We start from the raw sequence: 16953 nt of genomic DNA, 5'->3' as shown, positions 1-16953 counted from the left end.
CCGAACCAGTTCGGGCGACCGGCGGCGACCCTCCCGACCGGTCGCCCTCAGCGCAGGAACCCGAGCAGCCGGTAGTCCTCGTCGGGCTCGTACCGGCGAAAGAGGAGGCTGTTGGTCAGCACGGAGACGCTGGAGACGGCCATCGCCGCCGCGGCGAGCACCGGCTGGAGCAGCCCCAGCGAGGCCAGCGGGATCATCGCCGTGTTGTAGCCCAGCGCCCAGAAGAGGTTCTGCTTGATCTTCGAGAGGGTCCCCTCCGAGACGCGGACGGCCTTCACCACGTCCAGCGGGTCCGACCGCATCAGCGTCACGTCGGCGGCCTCGATGGCAACGTCGGTGCCGCTGCCGATGGCGCAGCCGACGAACGCCGTCGCGAGCGCCGGCGCGTCGTTGACGCCGTCGCCGACCATCATCGCGCGGCGGCCGTCCGACTGGATGTCGTCGACGGCGTCGGCCTTGTCCTCCGGGAGGACGCCGGCCATCACGTTGTCCGGGTCGATGCCCACTCGCTCGGCGACCGCCTCGGCGGTCCGCTCGTTGTCGCCGGTGATCAGCCACACGTCCGTCCCGCGCTCGCGGAGCTCCGAGACGGCCGCCTCGGCCGTCTCCTTGACCGTGTCCGCGTCGGCGACGACGCCGAGCAGCCGGTAGTCGCCGGCGGCCCCGTCGGCGCCCTCACCGTCGGCGAGCGCGACCAGCATCGCGGTCTTGCCCTCGCGTTCGAGCCGATCCATCGCCTCGTCCGCGGGCGACACGTCGACGTCCGCCTCGCGCATGAGCTTCCGGTTGCCCACGAGGACGCGCCCGTGGCTCGTGGTCGCCTTCACGCCGTGGCCGGGGACGTTCTCGAAGTCCTCGGGATCTTCCACGTCGATGCCGCGCTCGCGGGCGCCGGAGACGATGGCCTCGGCGAGCGGGTGTTCGCTGCCCGACTCGGCGCTCGCGGCGACCTCGAGGACGAACTCCTCCGTCACCTCGGGCTCGGCGAGGGCGCCGCCGTCGGTCGCCGCGTCGCCCTCCACGGCCCCGCCGTCGGTAGCGGGCAGCGCGACCACGTCGGTCAGCTCCATCTCGCCTTCCGTCAGGGTCCCGGTCTTGTCGAAGACGACGGTGTCCACGTCGCGGACCCGTTCGAGGATGTCGCCGCCCTCGAAGAGCACGCCGTTGCGCGCGCCGATGGCGGTCCCGACCATCGTCGCCGCGGGCGTGGCCAGCCCCAGCGCGCAGGGACAGGCGATCAGTACCGCCGACGCGAAGACGACGACCGCGAACTCGAAGACGCCCACGGCCGCGGGGCCGCCCGCGGCGAGCCCCCACACCGGCAGGGAGTCGACGAACCCGGCCATCGCCTCGGGGAAGGCGTACCAGACGCCGCCCCAGAACAGCGCGTTCAGGATCACCGCGGGGACGAAGTAGGAGCTGATGCGGTCGGCGACGTTCTGGATCTCCGGCTGGCGGCTCTGGGCGTCCTTGACCCGGGAGACGATCTGCTGGATGGCCGTCTCCTCGCCGACCTTCGTGGCCTCGACGATGAGCACGCCGTTCTGGTTGACGGTCGACCCGATCACCTCGTCGCCGGGTTCCTTCGAGACGGGCACCGACTCGCCGGTGACCATCGACTCGTCGACCGCGCTGTCGCCCTCCACTACTTCGGCGTCGGTCGGGATCTTCTCGCCCGGGCGCACTTTGAGGCGGTCGCCGACCTCGACCTCCGAGAGCGGGACCTCCTCCTCGGTCCCGTCGTCGCGGACAAGCGTCGCCGTGTCGGCCTCCATCTCCAGCAGCGAGCGGATCGCCTCGGAGGCCTGGCCCTTCGAGCGGGCCTCGAGGTAGTTGCCCAGCGTGATGAACACGAGGATCAGGGCCGCGGTGTCGAAGTACAGCCCCTCGCCGGGGAATCCCAGTAGTCGGGCCACCGAGTAGAGGTAGGCGGTCGACGACCCCAGGGCTATCAGCACGTCCATGTTCGCGGTCCGGTTCTTGACGACCGCCTTGTAGGAGTTCTCGTAGAACTCCTTGCCGAGCGCGTACTGGACGGGCGTCGCGAGCGCGAACGCGCCCCAGCCGACCGAGACGCCCGCGACCTCCTCCGGCAGGACGCCGAGCCCGAACACGTGGTCGACCAGCATCACGAGCAGCGGTAGCGACAGCACCGCGCCGAAGATCGTCAGGTTCCGCTGGCGGCGGATCTCCTCGTCGCGCGCGGCCTGCTGGCGGTCCCGGGACGAGTCGGCGGTGTCTCCGGTGTCGCCGTCCTCGCCTCCCTCATCCTCCCGGACGGGCGTGTAGCCGGCCGACTCGATGGCGTCGTAGATATCGTCGAGCGACGCCTCGGCGGGGTTGTAGGTGACCGTCCCCTCGTCGGTCGCGTAGTTCACGTCGGCGTCGATCACCCCGGGCGTGTCCAGCAGCGCCGACTCGTTGGTCTCCGCGCAGTTCGCGCAGGACATGTCCGTGATCCCCACGGAGACCGTCTCGCTCGCCGCCTCGTAGCCGGCGTCCTCGATAGCGTCGTAGATCTCACGCAGGCTCGTCTCCTCGGAGTCGTACGTGACCGACCCCTCGTCGGTCGCGTAGTTGGCGTCGACCTCGGAGACGCCCGCCAGCGACCCCACCCGCTCCTCGATGGTTTGCGAGCAGTTCGCGCAGCTCATCCCGTGGAGTTCCAGCCTGGTCGTGCGCTCGCTCATGTTGGTTGTATATAGGGGCTACCCGTTCATGCGGTTTGTGCCTGTGTTTCGAAGGTAATCCCGACGGCAATTTTTCGATCCCAACTAGTTTCGGCGCTCAGTTGGCGGTTCGAACGTCAGTCGACCCGTCGAGCGTAGGTCACCTGTTTGGGTTCGAAACCGTTGTCCCGGTAGAACCGGCGGGCGCCGTCGTTGCCCCACTCGCAGGACACCTCGACGTAGTCGGCGCCCCGCTCGCGGGCGATCCGCTGGACAGCGTCGAGGGCGTCGCTGCCGTGGCCGCTGTCCCGATATTCGGGCGCGACGTACAGGTCGACGATCTCGACGTACTCCGAGTGGACCCGTGACGGGTGCTCACCGGAGCGGACGACGAGATAGCCGCCCTCGCCGTCGTCCACGGTGAGCAGATAGACCGTCGTGTCCTCGTCGGCCAGCAGGCCCTCGATCCCCGCCTCGGCGGGCTCGGGGCCGTCGTAGGCGACCTCGTTGAGTTCGTCGTACTGCTCCATCGCCGAGGCGAGGTCGTACCAGTACTCGGCGAGCGTCGCCACGTCGTCGCGGGTCGCTTCGACGAGTTCCATACGCGCCGGTCAAGCGGCGCCCGCATACGTGTTGTCCCGGGCCGGGTCGCGGTCCCACGCGTGAACGGGGTCCACGGCACGGAAACGAATTTGTAGGGCGGCCGAATACCGTCGGACAGGATGGACAAGGGCCCGAGGTCGGGCCGCGCCCTCCGACTCGCGTAGACCGCCGACGGCAGCGGCGGTCGCGCGGGCGGGGCGGGCTCGACCGGCTCGCCGGCTGTGCGCCGTCCGGACGCGCGTCCGAGTCGCTGTCGGACGCGTCTCTTCTCCGGGCGGTCGCGCTTTCGGTACCCGGTGCCGCGCTTCGCGGACAGCGGCGCCCGTCTCCTCGACGGCGTCTGTAGCGATACTCCCGAGGCGCGGCTCTGAGTCGGTCGACGACCGCCAGCCCTGCCGACCATCCGAATGCCACGCCACGCACGCCCACGACTGCATAGCCTCGATAACTGCCCGACTGTTCACCGCCCAGCCGTCCACCGTCCGGCCGCCTGCCGTTCGACCGCCCGCCGTTCGACCACACACCGTCCGGTACCGTTCCGCTCGCACACTCGCGACCGCGGCGCCGCCCGGGGAGGTCGCAGATGACCGCCGACCGGGAGCCGCTCGTCCTCGGGTCGAGAACGGACGCCGGCCCGGACCGGTTCGAGTTCCACACCGCCGACGGTGTCGCGGCGGCCGACGCGTTCTGCCCCGGCGAACTGCTTGCGCTCGAACACCTGTGGGGCCGCGACCTCGGGCGACTCCGAACGGTCGGCGCCCGCTACGGCGTCGTCGGCGTCGTCCTCGCCGACCGAGCGACGAGCGTCCGGATGACGACGGCGAGCGCCCGCGCGGCCGCGCTCTGCGAGCGCAACGCGGCCGAAAACGGCGCCGACGCGGCCGTCGAACTCGCGACCGGCCTCGCCTCGATAGACGGATCCGCCGACGAGCGCGCCGACACTGCCGTCTTCGTTCCCAGAGCGTACGCCCCCATCGAGGTCGGGATCCGGCGTATCCGATCCGCGCTCGATTCGCTGGTGAGCGGCGGGGCCCTCTATCTCGCAGCGAAGCCCGAGACCGGACTGGGCCGATACGAGGACGCGCTGGCCGGCGCCGCGACGACCGTCGAGACGGTCGCCGAGCGCGACGGCTGGTCGCTCTTGCGCGCCGAGGAGTCACCGGCGGCCGACGGTGGCCGCCCCAATCCACCTTTCGACCGGATCGACGCGACGGTCGACGGGACCGACCTCGAACTGGTGACCGCACCCGGGTTGTTCGCCGCCGGCGCCCTCGACGGCGGGACGCGCCTGCTCGCCGAGACGGCGATTGTCGAGGACGGCGACGCGGTCCTGGACCTCTGCTGCGGCTACGGCCCGCTCGCCGCCTGCGCGGGCCGCGCCGCCGACTGTTCGGTGTGGGCGACCGACGACGACGCGCTCGCGACCGCGGCCGCCGAGCGGACACTGGCCGCCAACGGCGTCGACGGTCGGGTCGTCACCGGTGACTGCACGGCCGGCGTCGCCCACGAGTCGTTCGACACGATCCTCTGCAATCCGCCGACCCACGCCGGGAGCGGGGTGCTCGCGGACCTCCTCCGCGGGGCCGCCGCCGTGCTCGCTCCCGGGGGTCGCTGCTGGGTCGTCCACCACCGGGCGCTCGACCTCGACGGGTACTTCGCGCCGTTCGACCGCGTGGAGACGGTCGCGACCGGCGCCGAACACGTCGTCCGACTGGCGAGCGACTGAGTCCGCCGGCCGGGCGCTCCGGCTTCAGCCCTCCGCGCCCTCCCGCAGCTCCTCGTACATCTCGACGAAGGAGGCCTCGCAGGACTCACAGCAGAAGTGGTAGGTCTCGCCGTCGATCTCGCGGGTCTCGCCCTCGGCGGTCACGGTGTTGCCGCACTCGTCGCAGGTCAGCGCCAGCTCGGCCTCGGCGACGGAGGGGCTCCACGAGCGGTCCGCGAGCAGCGACACCTCGTAGTCGCGCACGTCCTCCATGGGGACCGTCGAGTCGAGCAGCGAGAGCACGTCGCCCTCCGGGACGGTCGCGGTGAAGACGACGCGCTCCTCGGCGGTCGTGAAGACGTGCTCGACGGCGTCGGCGTCCCCGAGCGCGTCCGCGACCGCCGAGGCCGCCCGCGGTGTCACCCTCACGGTCACGAGCACGGGCGCGCCCTCGCGGAGCTTCGAGCGGTCCACGTCGACGGTGAACCCGCGGATGACGCCGATCTCTTCGAGGCGCTCGACGCGGTCGGCGACGGCCGGCGGCGACAGGTCGACGGCGTCGGCGATGTCCCGCCAGGAGCGGCGGGCGTCGTCGAGGAGGAGTCCCAGGATCGTCCGGTCGGTGTCGTCGAGGTCGCGCATACCACAGACGAGCGGGCCCCTGGCAAAACTGGTTTCGGCCGCTCGGCGCGCGCGAGCGGGCCGTCGCCGCAGGGCGACTGACTCAGGCCGCGCCGCTCGCGCTCTCGGCGGTCTCCCCGGGCGCGTCGACGAAGATGGTGCCCGCGACGCTCTCCGGGAGCGAGACGGTCTCGTCGGCCTCGACGAGCCGGACGGTCACCATGCCGATGGGCGCGACCTCCGCGACGACGAGTTCGGTGCCCGGCGTGATACCGGCCTCGTCGAGGTAGGCCAGCTCCTCCGGGTCGCGGTCGCGGACGCGCCGGACGACGACCGTCTCGTCCTCCGCACAGTCGTCGAGGGTGTCGCCGGCCGTCTCGTCGACCGGGTCCAGCGCGTCGGTCGGGATCGGGTCGCCGTGGGGGTCGACGGTCGGGTCGTCGAGCCGCTCGGCGACCCGGCGCTCGAACTCCTCGCTGATGTGGTGTTCGAGCCGGTCGGCCTCGTCGTGGACCTCCGCCCAGTCGTAGCCCAGCTCCTCGGTGAGGTAGGTCTCCAGCAGCCGGTGGTGGCGGACGACCTCCAGCGCCACGGTCTCCCCCTCGGGCGTCAGCCGGACGCCCTTGTACTTCTCGCGCTCCACGAGCTCCCGTTCCTCCAGCTTCTCCATCATGCTGGTCGCCGTCGGCGCCGTCACGTCCAGCAGCTCCGCGATGCGCGAGGTGGCGACCGGCTCCTCCCCCTCCCGCTGGAGCTCGTAGATCGCCTTCAGGTAATCCTCCATCTTGGCGCTGAGCATCACCCCGGATTAGACCCATCTAAACCTTAAGGGTGTTGCACCGAACGGTTGCACTATCGATCGGATCGACAGCCGGACCGATCGACGGCCCGTTCGGCCGCGGCGCGTCACCGACCGAGTTCGTAGAACTCGTCGTTCGGCCGCATGTCCGCGAGGTGGGCCATCCGGTTCGAGAGGTTGAAGAAGGCCGTGACGCTGCCGATATCCCAGATCGCCCGCTGCGAGAAACCGTGCTCGCGCAGTTCCTCGAAGTCGTCCTCGCCGACTTCGGCCTGGTTCTCGGTCAGCTTCACGGCGAAGTCGAGCATCGCCAGGTGGGCCTCGGAGACGTTCGCGGTCCAGTGGTTGCTCATCAACTGTTCGGCGATCTGGGGGTCGTCGGCGTAGATGCGGGCGAGCGCGCCGTGGGCGACGTTGCAGTAGAGGCAGTCATTGGCGCCGCTGACGGCGACGATTATCATCTCGATCTCCGCGCGGTCGAGTTCGGTGTGCTCGACCAGGGCGTCGTAGTACTGGAAGAACGCCCGGAAGTGCGACGGCCGGTAGGCCAGCGCGCGGAAGACGTTCGGGACGAAGCCGGCGTCGTCCTCTTCCGCGGCGATGCGCTCCTGGAGGTCGTCGGGCAGTTCGTCGACGTCGGGGACCGGGAACCGCGTCATCGCTGGGTCGCTCATACGGGATCGAGCGCCCGGCACGGCCTTCAGTGCTCGGGCGGCGAACGGCGCGAGCGTCCCGAGGGCGTAAGTACCGTGGCGAACAGAGCTACGAACGGCGATGTACAGGACCGGTCACTACGGGGCGGCGCTGCTCGTCTACGCGCCGGTCGGCGGCACGCTGCTGGCCGCCGGGTTCGACGCGGCGGCGCTGGTCGGCGGTGCGGTCGTCGTCGGGCTCTCCGGGCTCCCGGACGTGGACCAGCGGATCCCGTTCGTCGAGCACCGCGGCCCGACGCACACGGCGGGCTTCCTCGTCCTCGTGGGCCTCGCCGTCGGCGCCACCGGCGTCGCGCTCGGTCGAGCGGGCGCGCCCGGTACGGCCGCGGCACTGGGCGCGTTCGGCTTCCTCGTCGGCGGACTCGCCGTCGGGTCGCACCTGCTGGCCGACGCGCTGACGCCGATGGGGGTCACGCCGTTCCGGCCGTTCTCGGACGCTCACTACACGATATCGCTGACTCGCGCGGACAACGCGATGGCGAACTACCTCCTGCTCGGAGCGGGAGTACTGGTGACCGTCGCAACGGCGCTGGTGGCCGGGAGCTAGAGGAGGTCCTGGTCGTCGAGCTGCTCCATGATGTCGTCGACGAACGCGTCGACGCTGTCGTACGGGAAGTTGCCGCTGCCGAGCTTGGTGTTGAGCTCCATCGCGGTCATCGAGAAGTCGCCCGACTCGAACTTCGTGCCCGGCCCGTTCGGCAGCGCCGGCACCAGGTCCATCGGGCTGGAGATGGGGTAGTCCGCGCCCTCGAACGCCTCGGTGAACTGTTCGCGGAGGTCTTGCCTGTCAACCATACCCCTAGATGTCCGTATGACCGTAAAAAAGGTTCGAGATTCACATCTTCAAACCAGTTGCTCGTTTATCGCCCCGCCCCTCGCCCGTCGCTCCCCTGCCCGAACCCAAGATTCCTATCACTGGAGCGCAAAGTCGACCCATGACCGACGACAGACTGACGCGCCGGCGAGCACTCGCGGTGAGCGGGCTGGCGCTGACCGGAGGTCTCGCAGGGTGCGGGAGTGACTCTGACGGTGGCGGACCGGGAGGCGACCCGGCGAGCCCCGACGGCACGGCGACAGAGGGGCCGGGCGCGGACACCGACGGGGATACGGACGGCCCGACGGACGCCGGCGGATCCCCCACAGCCGGCGACGGCTCGCCGGGGACGGCCGCCTTCGAGGACCTGACGGTCCGGGCCGAGCGCGTCGCCTCGGGGTTCACCTCGCCGCTGGCGCTCGCCATCCCCGAGCGGGGGCGGCGCTTCGTCGTCGACCAGGCCGGCCAGATCTACCTGCAGGAGGACGGGAGCCTCCGCGAGGAGCCGTTCCTGGACGTGTCCGACCGGATGGTCGACGTGAGCGGCTACTCCGAGCAGGGGCTGCTCGGCGCCGCCTTCCACCCGGACTTTTCGGACAACGGGCGGTTTTTCGTCCGCTACAGCGCGCCGCCCCGCGGGTGGGTGCCCGACGACTACTCCCACACGTTCGTCCTCTCGGAGTTCCGCGCCGACCCGGGCGCGGCGACGGCCGACCCCGACTCCGAGCGGGTCGTCATGGAAATCGCCCAGCCACAGAGCAACCACAACGCCGGCGCCGTCGCCTTCGGCCCGGACGGCTACCTCTACGTCGCGACCGGCGACGGCGGGCAGGCCAACGACCAGGGCGTCGGCCACGTCGACGACTGGTACGACGCCGTCGACGGCGGCAACGGCCAGGACATCACCGAGAATCTGCTCGGGAGCATGCTGCGGATCGACGTGGACGGGGAGGGGTCGACGGCGGGGACCGCGACGGGCAGCGGGAACGGGAGTGCCGGCTCGGACGGCCCGGCCCGGAACTACGCGGTCCCCGACGACAACCCGCTCGTGGGGGGCGAGGGCCTCGACGAGCAGTGGGCCTGGGGGTTCCGGAACCCCTGGCGGTTCTCGTTCGGCCCCGAGGGCCGCCTGCTCGTCGGCGACGTGGGCCAGGGCGCCTGGGAGGAGGTGTCGGTCGTCGAACGGGGCGGCAACTACGGCTGGAACGTCAGGGAGGGGACCGACTGCTTCCGGGCCGACGACTGCCCGTCGGAGAGCCCGCGCGGTCGACCCCTTCGCGACCCGGTGATCGAGTATCCCCACGGCGGCGCGGCCGTGAGCGGCATCGCCGTCATCGGCGGGTACCTCTACGGCGGCGACGCGATGCCCGACCTCCAGGGTCGCTACCTGTTCGCCGACTGGCGAGCCGGCGGACGGCTGTTCGCCGCCCGCGAGGTCGACGAGGGCCTGTGGCCGACGACGACCGTCTCCATCGACGCGGACGAACAGTTCGGCCCGATGGTCCTCTCGTTCGGACGCAACCCGGACGGCGAGCTGTTCGTCTGTACCACCGCACAGGGACAGGTCACCGGCGAGAGCGGCGCAGTGTTCCGACTGTCGGGCGTGTGACGGCGTTTCGGCTGCCGGGGGCGTAGCAGCGGTCGGATCGGTGGGCGCGGAGCGGTCGAAGAAACGGTGAGCGACGGGGCCGCGGTCAGTCCGCGGTGACGGGCTGGCCGTGCTGGATGTCGGTGCCGAGCACGTCGAGGAACTCGGCGATCCACTCGGGGTGGTCGGGCCAGGCCTGCGCGGTGACGAGGTTGCCGTCGGTGACGACACCCTCGGCCCACTCCCCGCCGCTCGCGCGCACGTCTGCCTCCAGCGCCGGGTAGGCGGTGCAGGTTCGCCCCTCGACGGCGTCGGCGGCGACGAGGATCTGCATCGCGTGGCAGATGGCCGCGACCGGCTTGTCTTCGTCGAAGAAGTGCTCGACGGCGTCGATGACGGCGTCGTAGTTGCGGATGTACTCGGGGGCGCGGCCGCCCGGGAGGACGAGCCCGTCGTAGTCGGCGGGGTCGACCTCCGACAGGGTCGCCGTCAGTTCGAAGTCGTGACCGCGTTCCTCCAGGTAGGTCTGGTCGCCGCGGAAGTCGTGGACGGCGGTCTTGACCGTCTCGCCCGCCTCCCTGTCCGGGCAGACGGCGTCGACCTCGTGGCCGACCGCCTGGAGCGCCTGGAACGGTACCATTACCTCGTAGTCCTCCCCGAAGTCGCCGGTGATGAGCAGTAGCTTCGCCATGGTTGTGAACCCCCTCGGAGTCCACGTAGTGGTTGGTCTCCCGACAGCATAAGCGTATCTCGACCTGTCGGGATCCGGACCCGAGCGCGGTCGGTCCGGCGCGAGAGCGCCGTTCGCAGTTAATCGAGCAGCGCGGGCAGGTCGGCCAGCGAGTCGAGGACGGCGTCGGGATCGACCGCGCTGCCGGCGGCGTCGGCCCGGGTCGAGACGCCGGTGAGCACCAGCGCGGTGGCCATCCCGTGGTCGGCGCCCATCCGCAGATCCGTGTCGAGGCGGTCGCCGACGACCAGGCAGCGCTCGGCCGGGACACCGAGGCGAGCAAGTGCGTCCTCGGCGGTCTCGGGGGCGGGTTTGCCGAGCACTCGATCCGGTTCCCGCCCGACCGTGCGGGCGACGGCGCCGATGATCGCGCCCGATCCGGGGACGAACCCCTCGGCGGCGGGGATCGTCCGGTCGGGGTCGGTCCCGAGGAAGGCGGTGTCGTCGTCGATGCCGGCGAGCGCGTCGCGCATGTCGCCGTAGTCGAACCGCTCGTCCCACGAGGCGACGAACACCGAGGCCGCCCGCGGGTCGTCGACGAGGCGCTGGCCCGACTCCCGGAGGTAGTCGGCGAGCGAGTCCGACCCGAGGAGATAGGTGGGCTCGCCGGGATGGCTGTCGCGGAGGTAGTCCCGCGTGACCGTCGAGGCGGGGAGGACCGCCGACTCGTCGGCGTCGATCCCCATCCCGGCGAGGCGGTCGACGTACTCGGCGGGCGTCTTCGTCGGGTTGTTCGAGCAGAAGCAGACCGAGATACCGCGCTCCCGGAGCGCGGCGACCGCCTCGGCGGCGCCGGGGATGGCCCCCTCGCCGCGGTAGACCGTCCCGTCGAGGTCGAGGACGACCCCGCGGATGTCGTCGAACGTCTCGGAATCGGATGTGACGGACATCTAGTTCGGCCGGCGGTTGGGACCGTCACGGCAAAAGGGGGCCGGTCGTCGGGCGATGCCGCCCGGGGATGGTCTTCGGCGGTCAGCGGCCGGGAACCGCAGTCTCACCGCAGTTTCCGACCCCAGCGCGGACCGGCGCGTCGCGAGAGGACGACGCCGACGGCGGCGGCGACGAGGGAGACGCCCAGGGCGACGCCGACGGCGACGGTCGGCGCCTCGGTGTAGGCGAGCGCGGCGACGACCAGCGGGACGGCGACCGCCGCCAGCGCCGCGCCGAAGGCGACGAACAGCGGCGTGTCGAACAGTAGCTCGTTCGGTGAGAATCCAGTCACGTAGGCCGTCACGCCGAAGACGTAGACCGCGACGAGCGGGAAGACGACCGCGCCGACCGCGACCTGGACCGGCGAGAGCCAGACGAGCGACCCCACCAGGTAGACCAGCCCCGCGGGCACCGAGAGGACGAGGAACGCGGTCCGCTTGCCGGCGAACGCGGCCGACAGCGAGAGCGGCAGCCGTAGGTACTCCTCGGCGGAGTCGAACTGCGTGACCCAGCTGTAAGTCGTGAACGCACCAAGGCCGAGCAGGGTGCCGACGGCGATGCCGTAGGAGGGCGCGAGCGTCGTCGCCCGTGCGACCTCCCGGACGAGTAGGACGGTGACGCCGAACAGGACGCCCATCGAGAAGAGGACTTTCCACACCGAGCCCGACGAGCGGGCGACCTCCAGCAGCGTCCGCGTGGCGACCCCGTCGCGGTCGCGGATCGTGGACCGAACCCGTTCGTACCGCTGGGGCGCAGACCGCGCACCGCCGCTCTCGACCGGCTCGAACGCGAGCGGCCCGGCGACCGCCAGCGCGAGGGCGGGGCCGAACCCGGCGACCGCCGACCGGAGCGACGGGTCGAGGTAGAAGCCGTACGGCGAGAGCGCGACGGCGTCGAGCCGACCCGTGAGTATCCCGGCGGCGACCGCGAGGACGAGCGCGAGCACTGCCGCTCTACTCCGGGTTCCGACGCCGGTGAGGGTGAGGCTCGTCCCGACGCCGAGCGCGAACGCGCCGGTCGTCGTCAGCCACAGCAGGGCGACGCGAGCGGCCGGCTCGCCCGCCGAGAGCGCGACGGCGGCGTAGCCGACGGAGAGGGGGGCGAGGAACAGCGCCGAGTAGTACAGCAGGTCCTTGACCACGAAGACCGCGAGCAGGCGCCGCCAGGTGACCGGGAGCGTCCGCGCCGAGAACACGAGCAGCATCACGTCGCCCAGCACGTCCCGCAGCGCGTCGCGGCCCACGAGACCGATGGTGCCGGTCTGGAGCCCGAAGAAGAAGACCAGGCCGTGCAGCCCCGCCGCGACCGCGTCGATCGAGGTGCCCGCCACCGTCAGCAGCCAGACCCCGAGGCCGCCGAAGACGGCGATCACGAACGGGAACGCGGCGAACCGGTCACCGAACAGCTCCGCCTGGAGGCGCCACTCCTCGCGGATCATCCGGACGAGCAGCCGCGTCGAGAGGCCGCCCCGTCGGTTCGGCGTCGGCGAGTCCGTCGTCGGGTCCGCCGCGGTCGAGTCGGCGCCGCTCATGGGTCGGATCCGCCGGAGGGTCCCCCGGCCGAAGTCGCTGCCGGGCCGGCGGCGGCACCGCTCCCGGTCGCCGCCTCGGGCTCGACCTCCCGTCGGAAGTAGTCGAGCAGTTGCTCGCCGTCGTCGAGGTCGCGAGGGTCGCGCTCGGCGACGAGTTCGCCGTCGCGGACGATGCCGACGGAGGTGCACAGCTCCTCGGCGACCTCCAGAAAGTGCGTCGAGAGGAAGAGGGTGTTGCCCCGCTCGCAGTAGTCGCGCATGTGGTCTTTGACCTCGGCCTGCATGATCGGGTCGAGGTTGACCAGCGGCTCGTCGATGAACACGAGGTCGGGCTCGTGGATGAACGTCTGGGCGAGCATCACGCGCTGGCGCTCGCCCTCCGAGAGGTCCGTCGAGATTGTGTCGAGCGTGTCGGCGAAGCCCAGCCGGTCGGCCCACTCGGCGATGCGGTCGTCGACGGCCGACAGGTCGCGCACGTCGCCGACGAACTGGAGGTACTCCCGCGGCGTGAGGAAGCTCGGCGGGTCCTCCCGCTCGGGGAGGATCCCGACCGCCTCGCGGACGGCCAGCGAGTCGTCGACGGGGTCGTGGCCGAGGACTGCGGCGGTGCCCCCGGTAGGGTCGAGCTGGCCCGTGAGTATCTCGATGGTCGTCGTCTTGCCCGAGCCGTTGGGGCCGAGCAGGCCGAACAGTTCGCCCTCGGGGACCGACAGCGACAGCCCCTCCAGCGCCGTCACGTCCCCGTATCGCTTCGTCAGTCCGTCCGTCTCGATTGCGCCCATAGTGGTGTCCTCCGGCCGCTCGGCGGCCCGTCCGCCGGACGGCCCCTGTGTCTGGCGTACGTCTCGCGGCCGGTCCCTTAGTGGTTCTGGCGGGGCTGTCGACGTGGATATCCGGGCGCCAACCGCGGAGTCGGCTCTCAGCGCCAGTCGATCCCGGGCGACGGCGACTCGTCGGCCGCCCGCCAGGAGTAGGCCGGCTCCCAGCCGAGTCGCGCCTTCGCCTTCGCGTTCGAGAGGGCGGCCTGCTGGCCCTCCAGGTCGCACTCCGCGGGGAGTTCGCCCGCGACGGCCTCGATGATCTCGGCGGTCGGCTGGCCGAGGTAGTTCTCGTCGGCGACGCAGTGGTAGACCTCGTGGCCCGACTCGTCGGCGGCCAGCGCCGCCTCGACCATCCGGGCCACGTCCCGCACGTCGACGTACGACCAGAGGTTGCCGCTCAGTTCGCCCTCCTCCAGGTCGAACCCCTCGCGCTGCGGGCGGGCGCGCTCGGCCTCGGGCCCGTAGACGCTCGCCGGTCTGATGGTCGTGACCGGCACGTCGTAGCGCCGGGCGACCGTCCCGGCGACCACCTCGCCGCAGTACTTCGAGGCGCCGTAGGGGTCCTCGGGGCGACGCTCGTGGTCCTCCTCGATCGGCAGCGAGTCGGGCAGCCACGGCTCCTCGGCGAACAGCATCCCGTAGGCCGCCTGCGAGGAGGTCCAGACCACCTCGGCGTCGGCCCGCCCGGCCGCGACGAGCGCGTTGTACGTGCTCGTCGTGTTGTTCTCGAAGACGCGGGTCCCGGGGTCGTCCAGCGGGCCGGAGATTGCCGCCGCGTGGACGACCGCGTCGGGGTCGACCTCGTGGACCGTCTCCCAGGTCTCGCCCATGTCGGTCAGGTCGACGGCGCGGAACTGCGCGTTCGGCCGGTCGCCGTCGGGCCGGTCCAGGTCGACGCCGACGACTTCGACGCCGTCGTCGGCCAGTCTGTCGACGATCCACGCCCCGACGCCGCCGAGCGCACCGGTCACGACCGCGCAGTCGACGCCGTGGTCGAACTCGCCGGGTCCTGCGTGTGACATACGGTAGCGTGGAACGCCCTCCCCCGAAACCCTTTGGCCGAATTCAGTCGTCCGCCGGCGTCCCGCCCGGGCCCGGTCCGTCGGGGCGGGTGTCGGGGCCGGAATCAGGGCCGGAACCGCGGCCACGACCCTCGCGTCGGCGCCGTGCGAGCGCCCCGTAGAGCTCGTCGGACACCTCCTCGCGGATCTCCTCGGCCCGCCCGGCGTCGATGTCGACGGCCTTCGCGTCCTGGCCGGTGAGGCTCTGGGAGCCGGCGGTGTCGACGGTGACCGTCGCGAGGTCCCGCCGCCGCTGGAAGACCGTCTGGGAGCTGAAGACCGTCTGGACGCGGTGGTAGGGGACCACCTTCTGCCGGCGGACCCAGAAGCCGTTGCGGGTGATCACGTGTTCGTCGCCGAGCGCGTAGCCGCGGTTCTTCCACTTGTAGTGGGCGGCGACGGGGACGAGCGGCACGGCGACCAGCGGGACGTACCAGTACAGCCGGAAGTCGGTGAACGCCGTGCCGGCGTACAGCAGGGCGACGACGACGGCGAGCCCGATGGCGTAGCGGAAGCCGTAGCGCAGGCGCGCTCGCTTCGGCGGGCGTTCGAGCCCCGAGTCGTCGAACGGTTCGAGCGACCGCGCCAGCGAGACGACGCGGTCGCGCTCGGCGACGGGGATCGCCGACTGGGAGCCGTTCGACTCGCCGCTCGTCGGCGTGTAGCCCGCCGTCTCGATGGTCAGCGCGCCGTAGCCCAGCGCCCGCGCGAGGACGTTCTCCTCCAGCGTCAGCGTCTGGACCTTCGAGAGGGGGATCGTCCCGCGGAACTTCTGGAGCAGGCCCCGCTCGTAGCGCAGTTCCTCGTCGCCCCGGTCCAGCCGGAACCCGTAGTAGCGGGCGGCGTTGAGCACGCCCGAGGCGACCGCGAGCGCCGCGACGGCGGCCAGCGCCGCCAGCGGCCCGAGGAACGCGCCGACGAGGCTGTCGAGGCCGAACCCGTACTCCCACCAGTTGTCGGGCTGGGCCATCGAGACCGCCGACGGCGCGAAGATGGAGGCGCCGAAAAAGAGGAAGGAGGCGAGCCGGAGGTCCACCGAGATCAGCGCGAGGATCCCGAGCTCGCGGTCGGTGATCGAGAACACCGTCTCGAAGCGCTCCTCGTCGGTCGCGGTCGTCTCGCCCTCCTCGGCCTTCGCCGCGCGGCTCAGTCGGCTGATCTCCGACTGGAGCCGTTCGGCGTCGTCGACGCCGACGTACTGCAGTTGCGCCTCCGTCCCGCCGCCGCCGGCGGTCTCCAGGTCGACCTCGGCGATCCCGAGGACGCGCTGGACGACGTTCTGGCTGATGTCGACGTTCTGGATGCGTCGCAGCGGGATCTCGCGCACGCGCCGCGAGAGCACACCCGAGCGGATGTCGAAGGTGTCGGCGGTGAGTTCGTACTCGAAGCGGCGGTAGCGGGCGACGAAGTAGCCGACGAACGCCGCGATCCCGAGGACGATGGCGACGACCGCGCCGATCGCCAGCAGGCTCCGACCCGACCCGAACAGCGCCGACACGCCGCCCCCGCCGAAGATGAAGATGGCGACGACGATGCTGATCCCCTGCTGGGCGATCTGGTAGGGGACCGTCAGCGCGTTCAGCTTCTGTGGCCCCTCGATCCGGGGCGTCGCCGCCGAGGGACCGGCGCTCTCGGCCTCCTCGGCGGCGGCCTCGCCGACCGTCTCGCGGTCCGCGTCCGCCGGCCGGGCGTCGTCGGCCGCCGGGGCGTCGCCCGGCGGGATGTCGGCTGGCGAGTCGTCGGTCGGGCGGTCGTCGCTCATACTGCGTCTTCGTCCTCGGAGGCGATCGCGAGCCGTTCGAGCCGGGACTGCAGGTCCTCGGCCGTGTCGGGCGTGAGTCCGGGGATCGTCACGTCGGCGCCGCGGGAGCCGGCGGTGTAGACGACCAGCGTCGAGAGGCCGAGCACGCGCTCGAACGCCGAGCGGCGCGTGTCGATGTGCTGGACGCGCACGTAGGGCACCACGGTCTGGACCTTGGTGAGGACGCCCCGGGTGAGATACAGCGACTCCTCGCGGACGACGTAGCGCCACGACCGGTAGAGGAAGACGGCGCGCACGGCGCCGTACACCGCGAACAGGAGGAACAGCCCCGCTCCGACCGCGACGGCGCTTCTCGTCCGATCGTAGGGGAGGTACTCGGCCGCGACCGCCCAGGTGATGAACCCGGCGACCGCCGCAGTCAGGAGCGCGCCGAACAGCGGGCCGACGACCCACTCGATCCGGACCTTCGGGTGCAGCGTCCGCGGTTCGCCCGGCGTCTCGACGGACTCGGCGACCGGCCGGTCCGTCCCGTCGGCCGCCGAGCCGTCGTCGCCCGCCGGGGCTTCGTCGTCGACCGGCGACCGGTTCCTGTCTGTCGCCGGGTCG

General features: G+C 71.5%; 16 protein-coding genes. 3 read left to right on the top strand and 13 right to left on the bottom strand.

Features of this window, described 5'->3' with window-relative positions:
* Nucleotides 1-47: 47 nt before the first annotated feature.
* Both E3328_RS03460 and E3328_RS03455 read right to left on the bottom strand, forming a co-directional pair.
* Entirely contained in the window at nt 48-2690 is a 2643-nt protein-coding gene (locus E3328_RS03460; protein WP_135363227.1) for a heavy metal translocating P-type ATPase, read from the bottom strand.
* 116 nt (nt 2691-2806) lie between these two features.
* Complete coding sequence (locus E3328_RS03455; RefSeq protein WP_135363226.1) at nt 2807-3271, bottom strand: GNAT family N-acetyltransferase; 465 nt, start codon at nt 3269-3271, stop codon at nt 2807-2809.
* Nucleotides 3272-3855: 584 nt separating this feature from the next.
* Here E3328_RS03455 and E3328_RS03450 point away from each other — a divergent pair.
* On the top strand, nt 3856-4998 hold the full coding sequence (locus tag E3328_RS03450; RefSeq protein WP_135363225.1) for a methyltransferase: 1143 nt from the start codon (nt 3856-3858) through the stop codon (nt 4996-4998).
* A gap of 24 nt (nt 4999-5022) precedes the next feature.
* Here the strand turns inward: E3328_RS03450 and E3328_RS03445 are convergent, their stop codons facing one another.
* The 3 genes from E3328_RS03445 to E3328_RS03435 all read right to left on the bottom strand — a co-directional run bounded on the left by E3328_RS03445 (nt 5023) and on the right by E3328_RS03435 (nt 7071).
* Nucleotides 5023-5619: a winged helix-turn-helix transcriptional regulator gene (locus E3328_RS03445; RefSeq protein WP_135363224.1), complete on the bottom strand. Its 597-nt coding sequence runs from the start codon at nt 5617-5619 to the stop codon at nt 5023-5025.
* Between the two features lie 82 nt (nt 5620-5701).
* Complete coding sequence (locus E3328_RS03440) at nt 5702-6397, bottom strand: metal-dependent transcriptional regulator (protein ID WP_135363223.1); 696 nt, start codon at nt 6395-6397, stop codon at nt 5702-5704.
* A 107-nt stretch (nt 6398-6504) separates the two neighbouring features.
* On the bottom strand, nt 6505-7071 hold the full coding sequence (locus tag E3328_RS03435; RefSeq protein ID WP_135363222.1) for a peroxidase-related enzyme: 567 nt from the start codon (nt 7069-7071) through the stop codon (nt 6505-6507).
* 100 nt (nt 7072-7171) lie between these two features.
* Between E3328_RS03435 and E3328_RS03430 the strand changes: the two genes are divergently transcribed.
* The gene (locus tag E3328_RS03430) at nt 7172-7657 is read left to right on the top strand and encodes a metal-dependent hydrolase (protein WP_135363221.1); all 486 of its coding nucleotides are present in this window, start codon (nt 7172-7174) and stop codon (nt 7655-7657) included.
* Here E3328_RS03430 and E3328_RS03425 read toward each other — a convergent pair.
* Nucleotides 7654-7905, bottom strand: a complete 252-nt coding sequence (locus E3328_RS03425) for an MTH865 family protein (RefSeq protein WP_135363220.1) — start codon at nt 7903-7905, stop codon at nt 7654-7656. The two genes, E3328_RS03430 and E3328_RS03425, sit on opposite strands and share 4 nt — an antisense overlap.
* A 140-nt stretch (nt 7906-8045) precedes the next feature.
* Here E3328_RS03425 and E3328_RS03420 point away from each other — a divergent pair, with 140 nt between their 5' ends.
* On the top strand, nt 8046-9533 hold the full coding sequence (locus tag E3328_RS03420) for a PQQ-dependent sugar dehydrogenase (protein WP_135363219.1): 1488 nt from the start codon (nt 8046-8048) through the stop codon (nt 9531-9533).
* A gap of 85 nt (nt 9534-9618) precedes the next feature.
* On the opposite strand, the gene E3328_RS03415 is transcribed toward E3328_RS03420, so the two are convergent.
* The 7 genes from E3328_RS03415 to E3328_RS03385 all read right to left on the bottom strand — a co-directional run bounded on the left by E3328_RS03415 (nt 9619) and on the right by E3328_RS03385 (nt 16823).
* Nucleotides 9619-10203: a DJ-1/PfpI family protein gene (locus E3328_RS03415; protein WP_135363218.1), complete on the bottom strand. Its 585-nt coding sequence runs from the start codon at nt 10201-10203 to the stop codon at nt 9619-9621.
* Between the two features lie 119 nt (nt 10204-10322).
* Nucleotides 10323-11132: an HAD-IIA family hydrolase gene (locus E3328_RS03410; protein WP_135363217.1), complete on the bottom strand. Its 810-nt coding sequence runs from the start codon at nt 11130-11132 to the stop codon at nt 10323-10325.
* Nucleotides 11133-11236: 104 nt separating this feature from the next.
* Nucleotides 11237-12703, bottom strand: coding sequence for a hypothetical protein (locus E3328_RS03405; protein ID WP_209452127.1), 1467 nt, complete (start codon nt 12701-12703; stop codon nt 11237-11239).
* Nucleotides 12700-13485, bottom strand: coding sequence for an ABC transporter ATP-binding protein (locus E3328_RS03400; protein WP_135363216.1), 786 nt, complete (start codon nt 13483-13485; stop codon nt 12700-12702). Before E3328_RS03400 ends, E3328_RS03405 begins: the two co-directional genes overlap by 4 nt.
* Before the next feature lie 137 nt (nt 13486-13622).
* Complete coding sequence (locus tag E3328_RS03395) at nt 13623-14546, bottom strand: NAD-dependent epimerase/dehydratase family protein (protein ID WP_135363215.1); 924 nt, start codon at nt 14544-14546, stop codon at nt 13623-13625.
* 43 nt (nt 14547-14589) lie between these two features.
* The gene (locus E3328_RS03390) at nt 14590-16347 is read right to left on the bottom strand and encodes a PH domain-containing protein (protein ID WP_135363214.1); all 1758 of its coding nucleotides are present in this window, start codon (nt 16345-16347) and stop codon (nt 14590-14592) included.
* Nucleotides 16344-16823, bottom strand: a complete 480-nt coding sequence (locus E3328_RS03385; protein WP_394345907.1) for a PH domain-containing protein — start codon at nt 16821-16823, stop codon at nt 16344-16346. Before E3328_RS03385 ends, E3328_RS03390 begins: the two co-directional genes overlap by 4 nt.
* Nucleotides 16824-16953 lie beyond the last annotated feature (130 nt).

It is taken from the genome of Halosimplex halophilum, assembly GCF_004698125.1.
GTDB classification, from domain to species: Archaea; Halobacteriota; Halobacteria; order Halobacteriales; family Haloarculaceae; genus Halosimplex; species Halosimplex halophilum.
The sequence above is the reverse complement of the archived record's forward strand: the minus strand, read 5'-3'. Positions and strand labels throughout refer to the sequence as shown.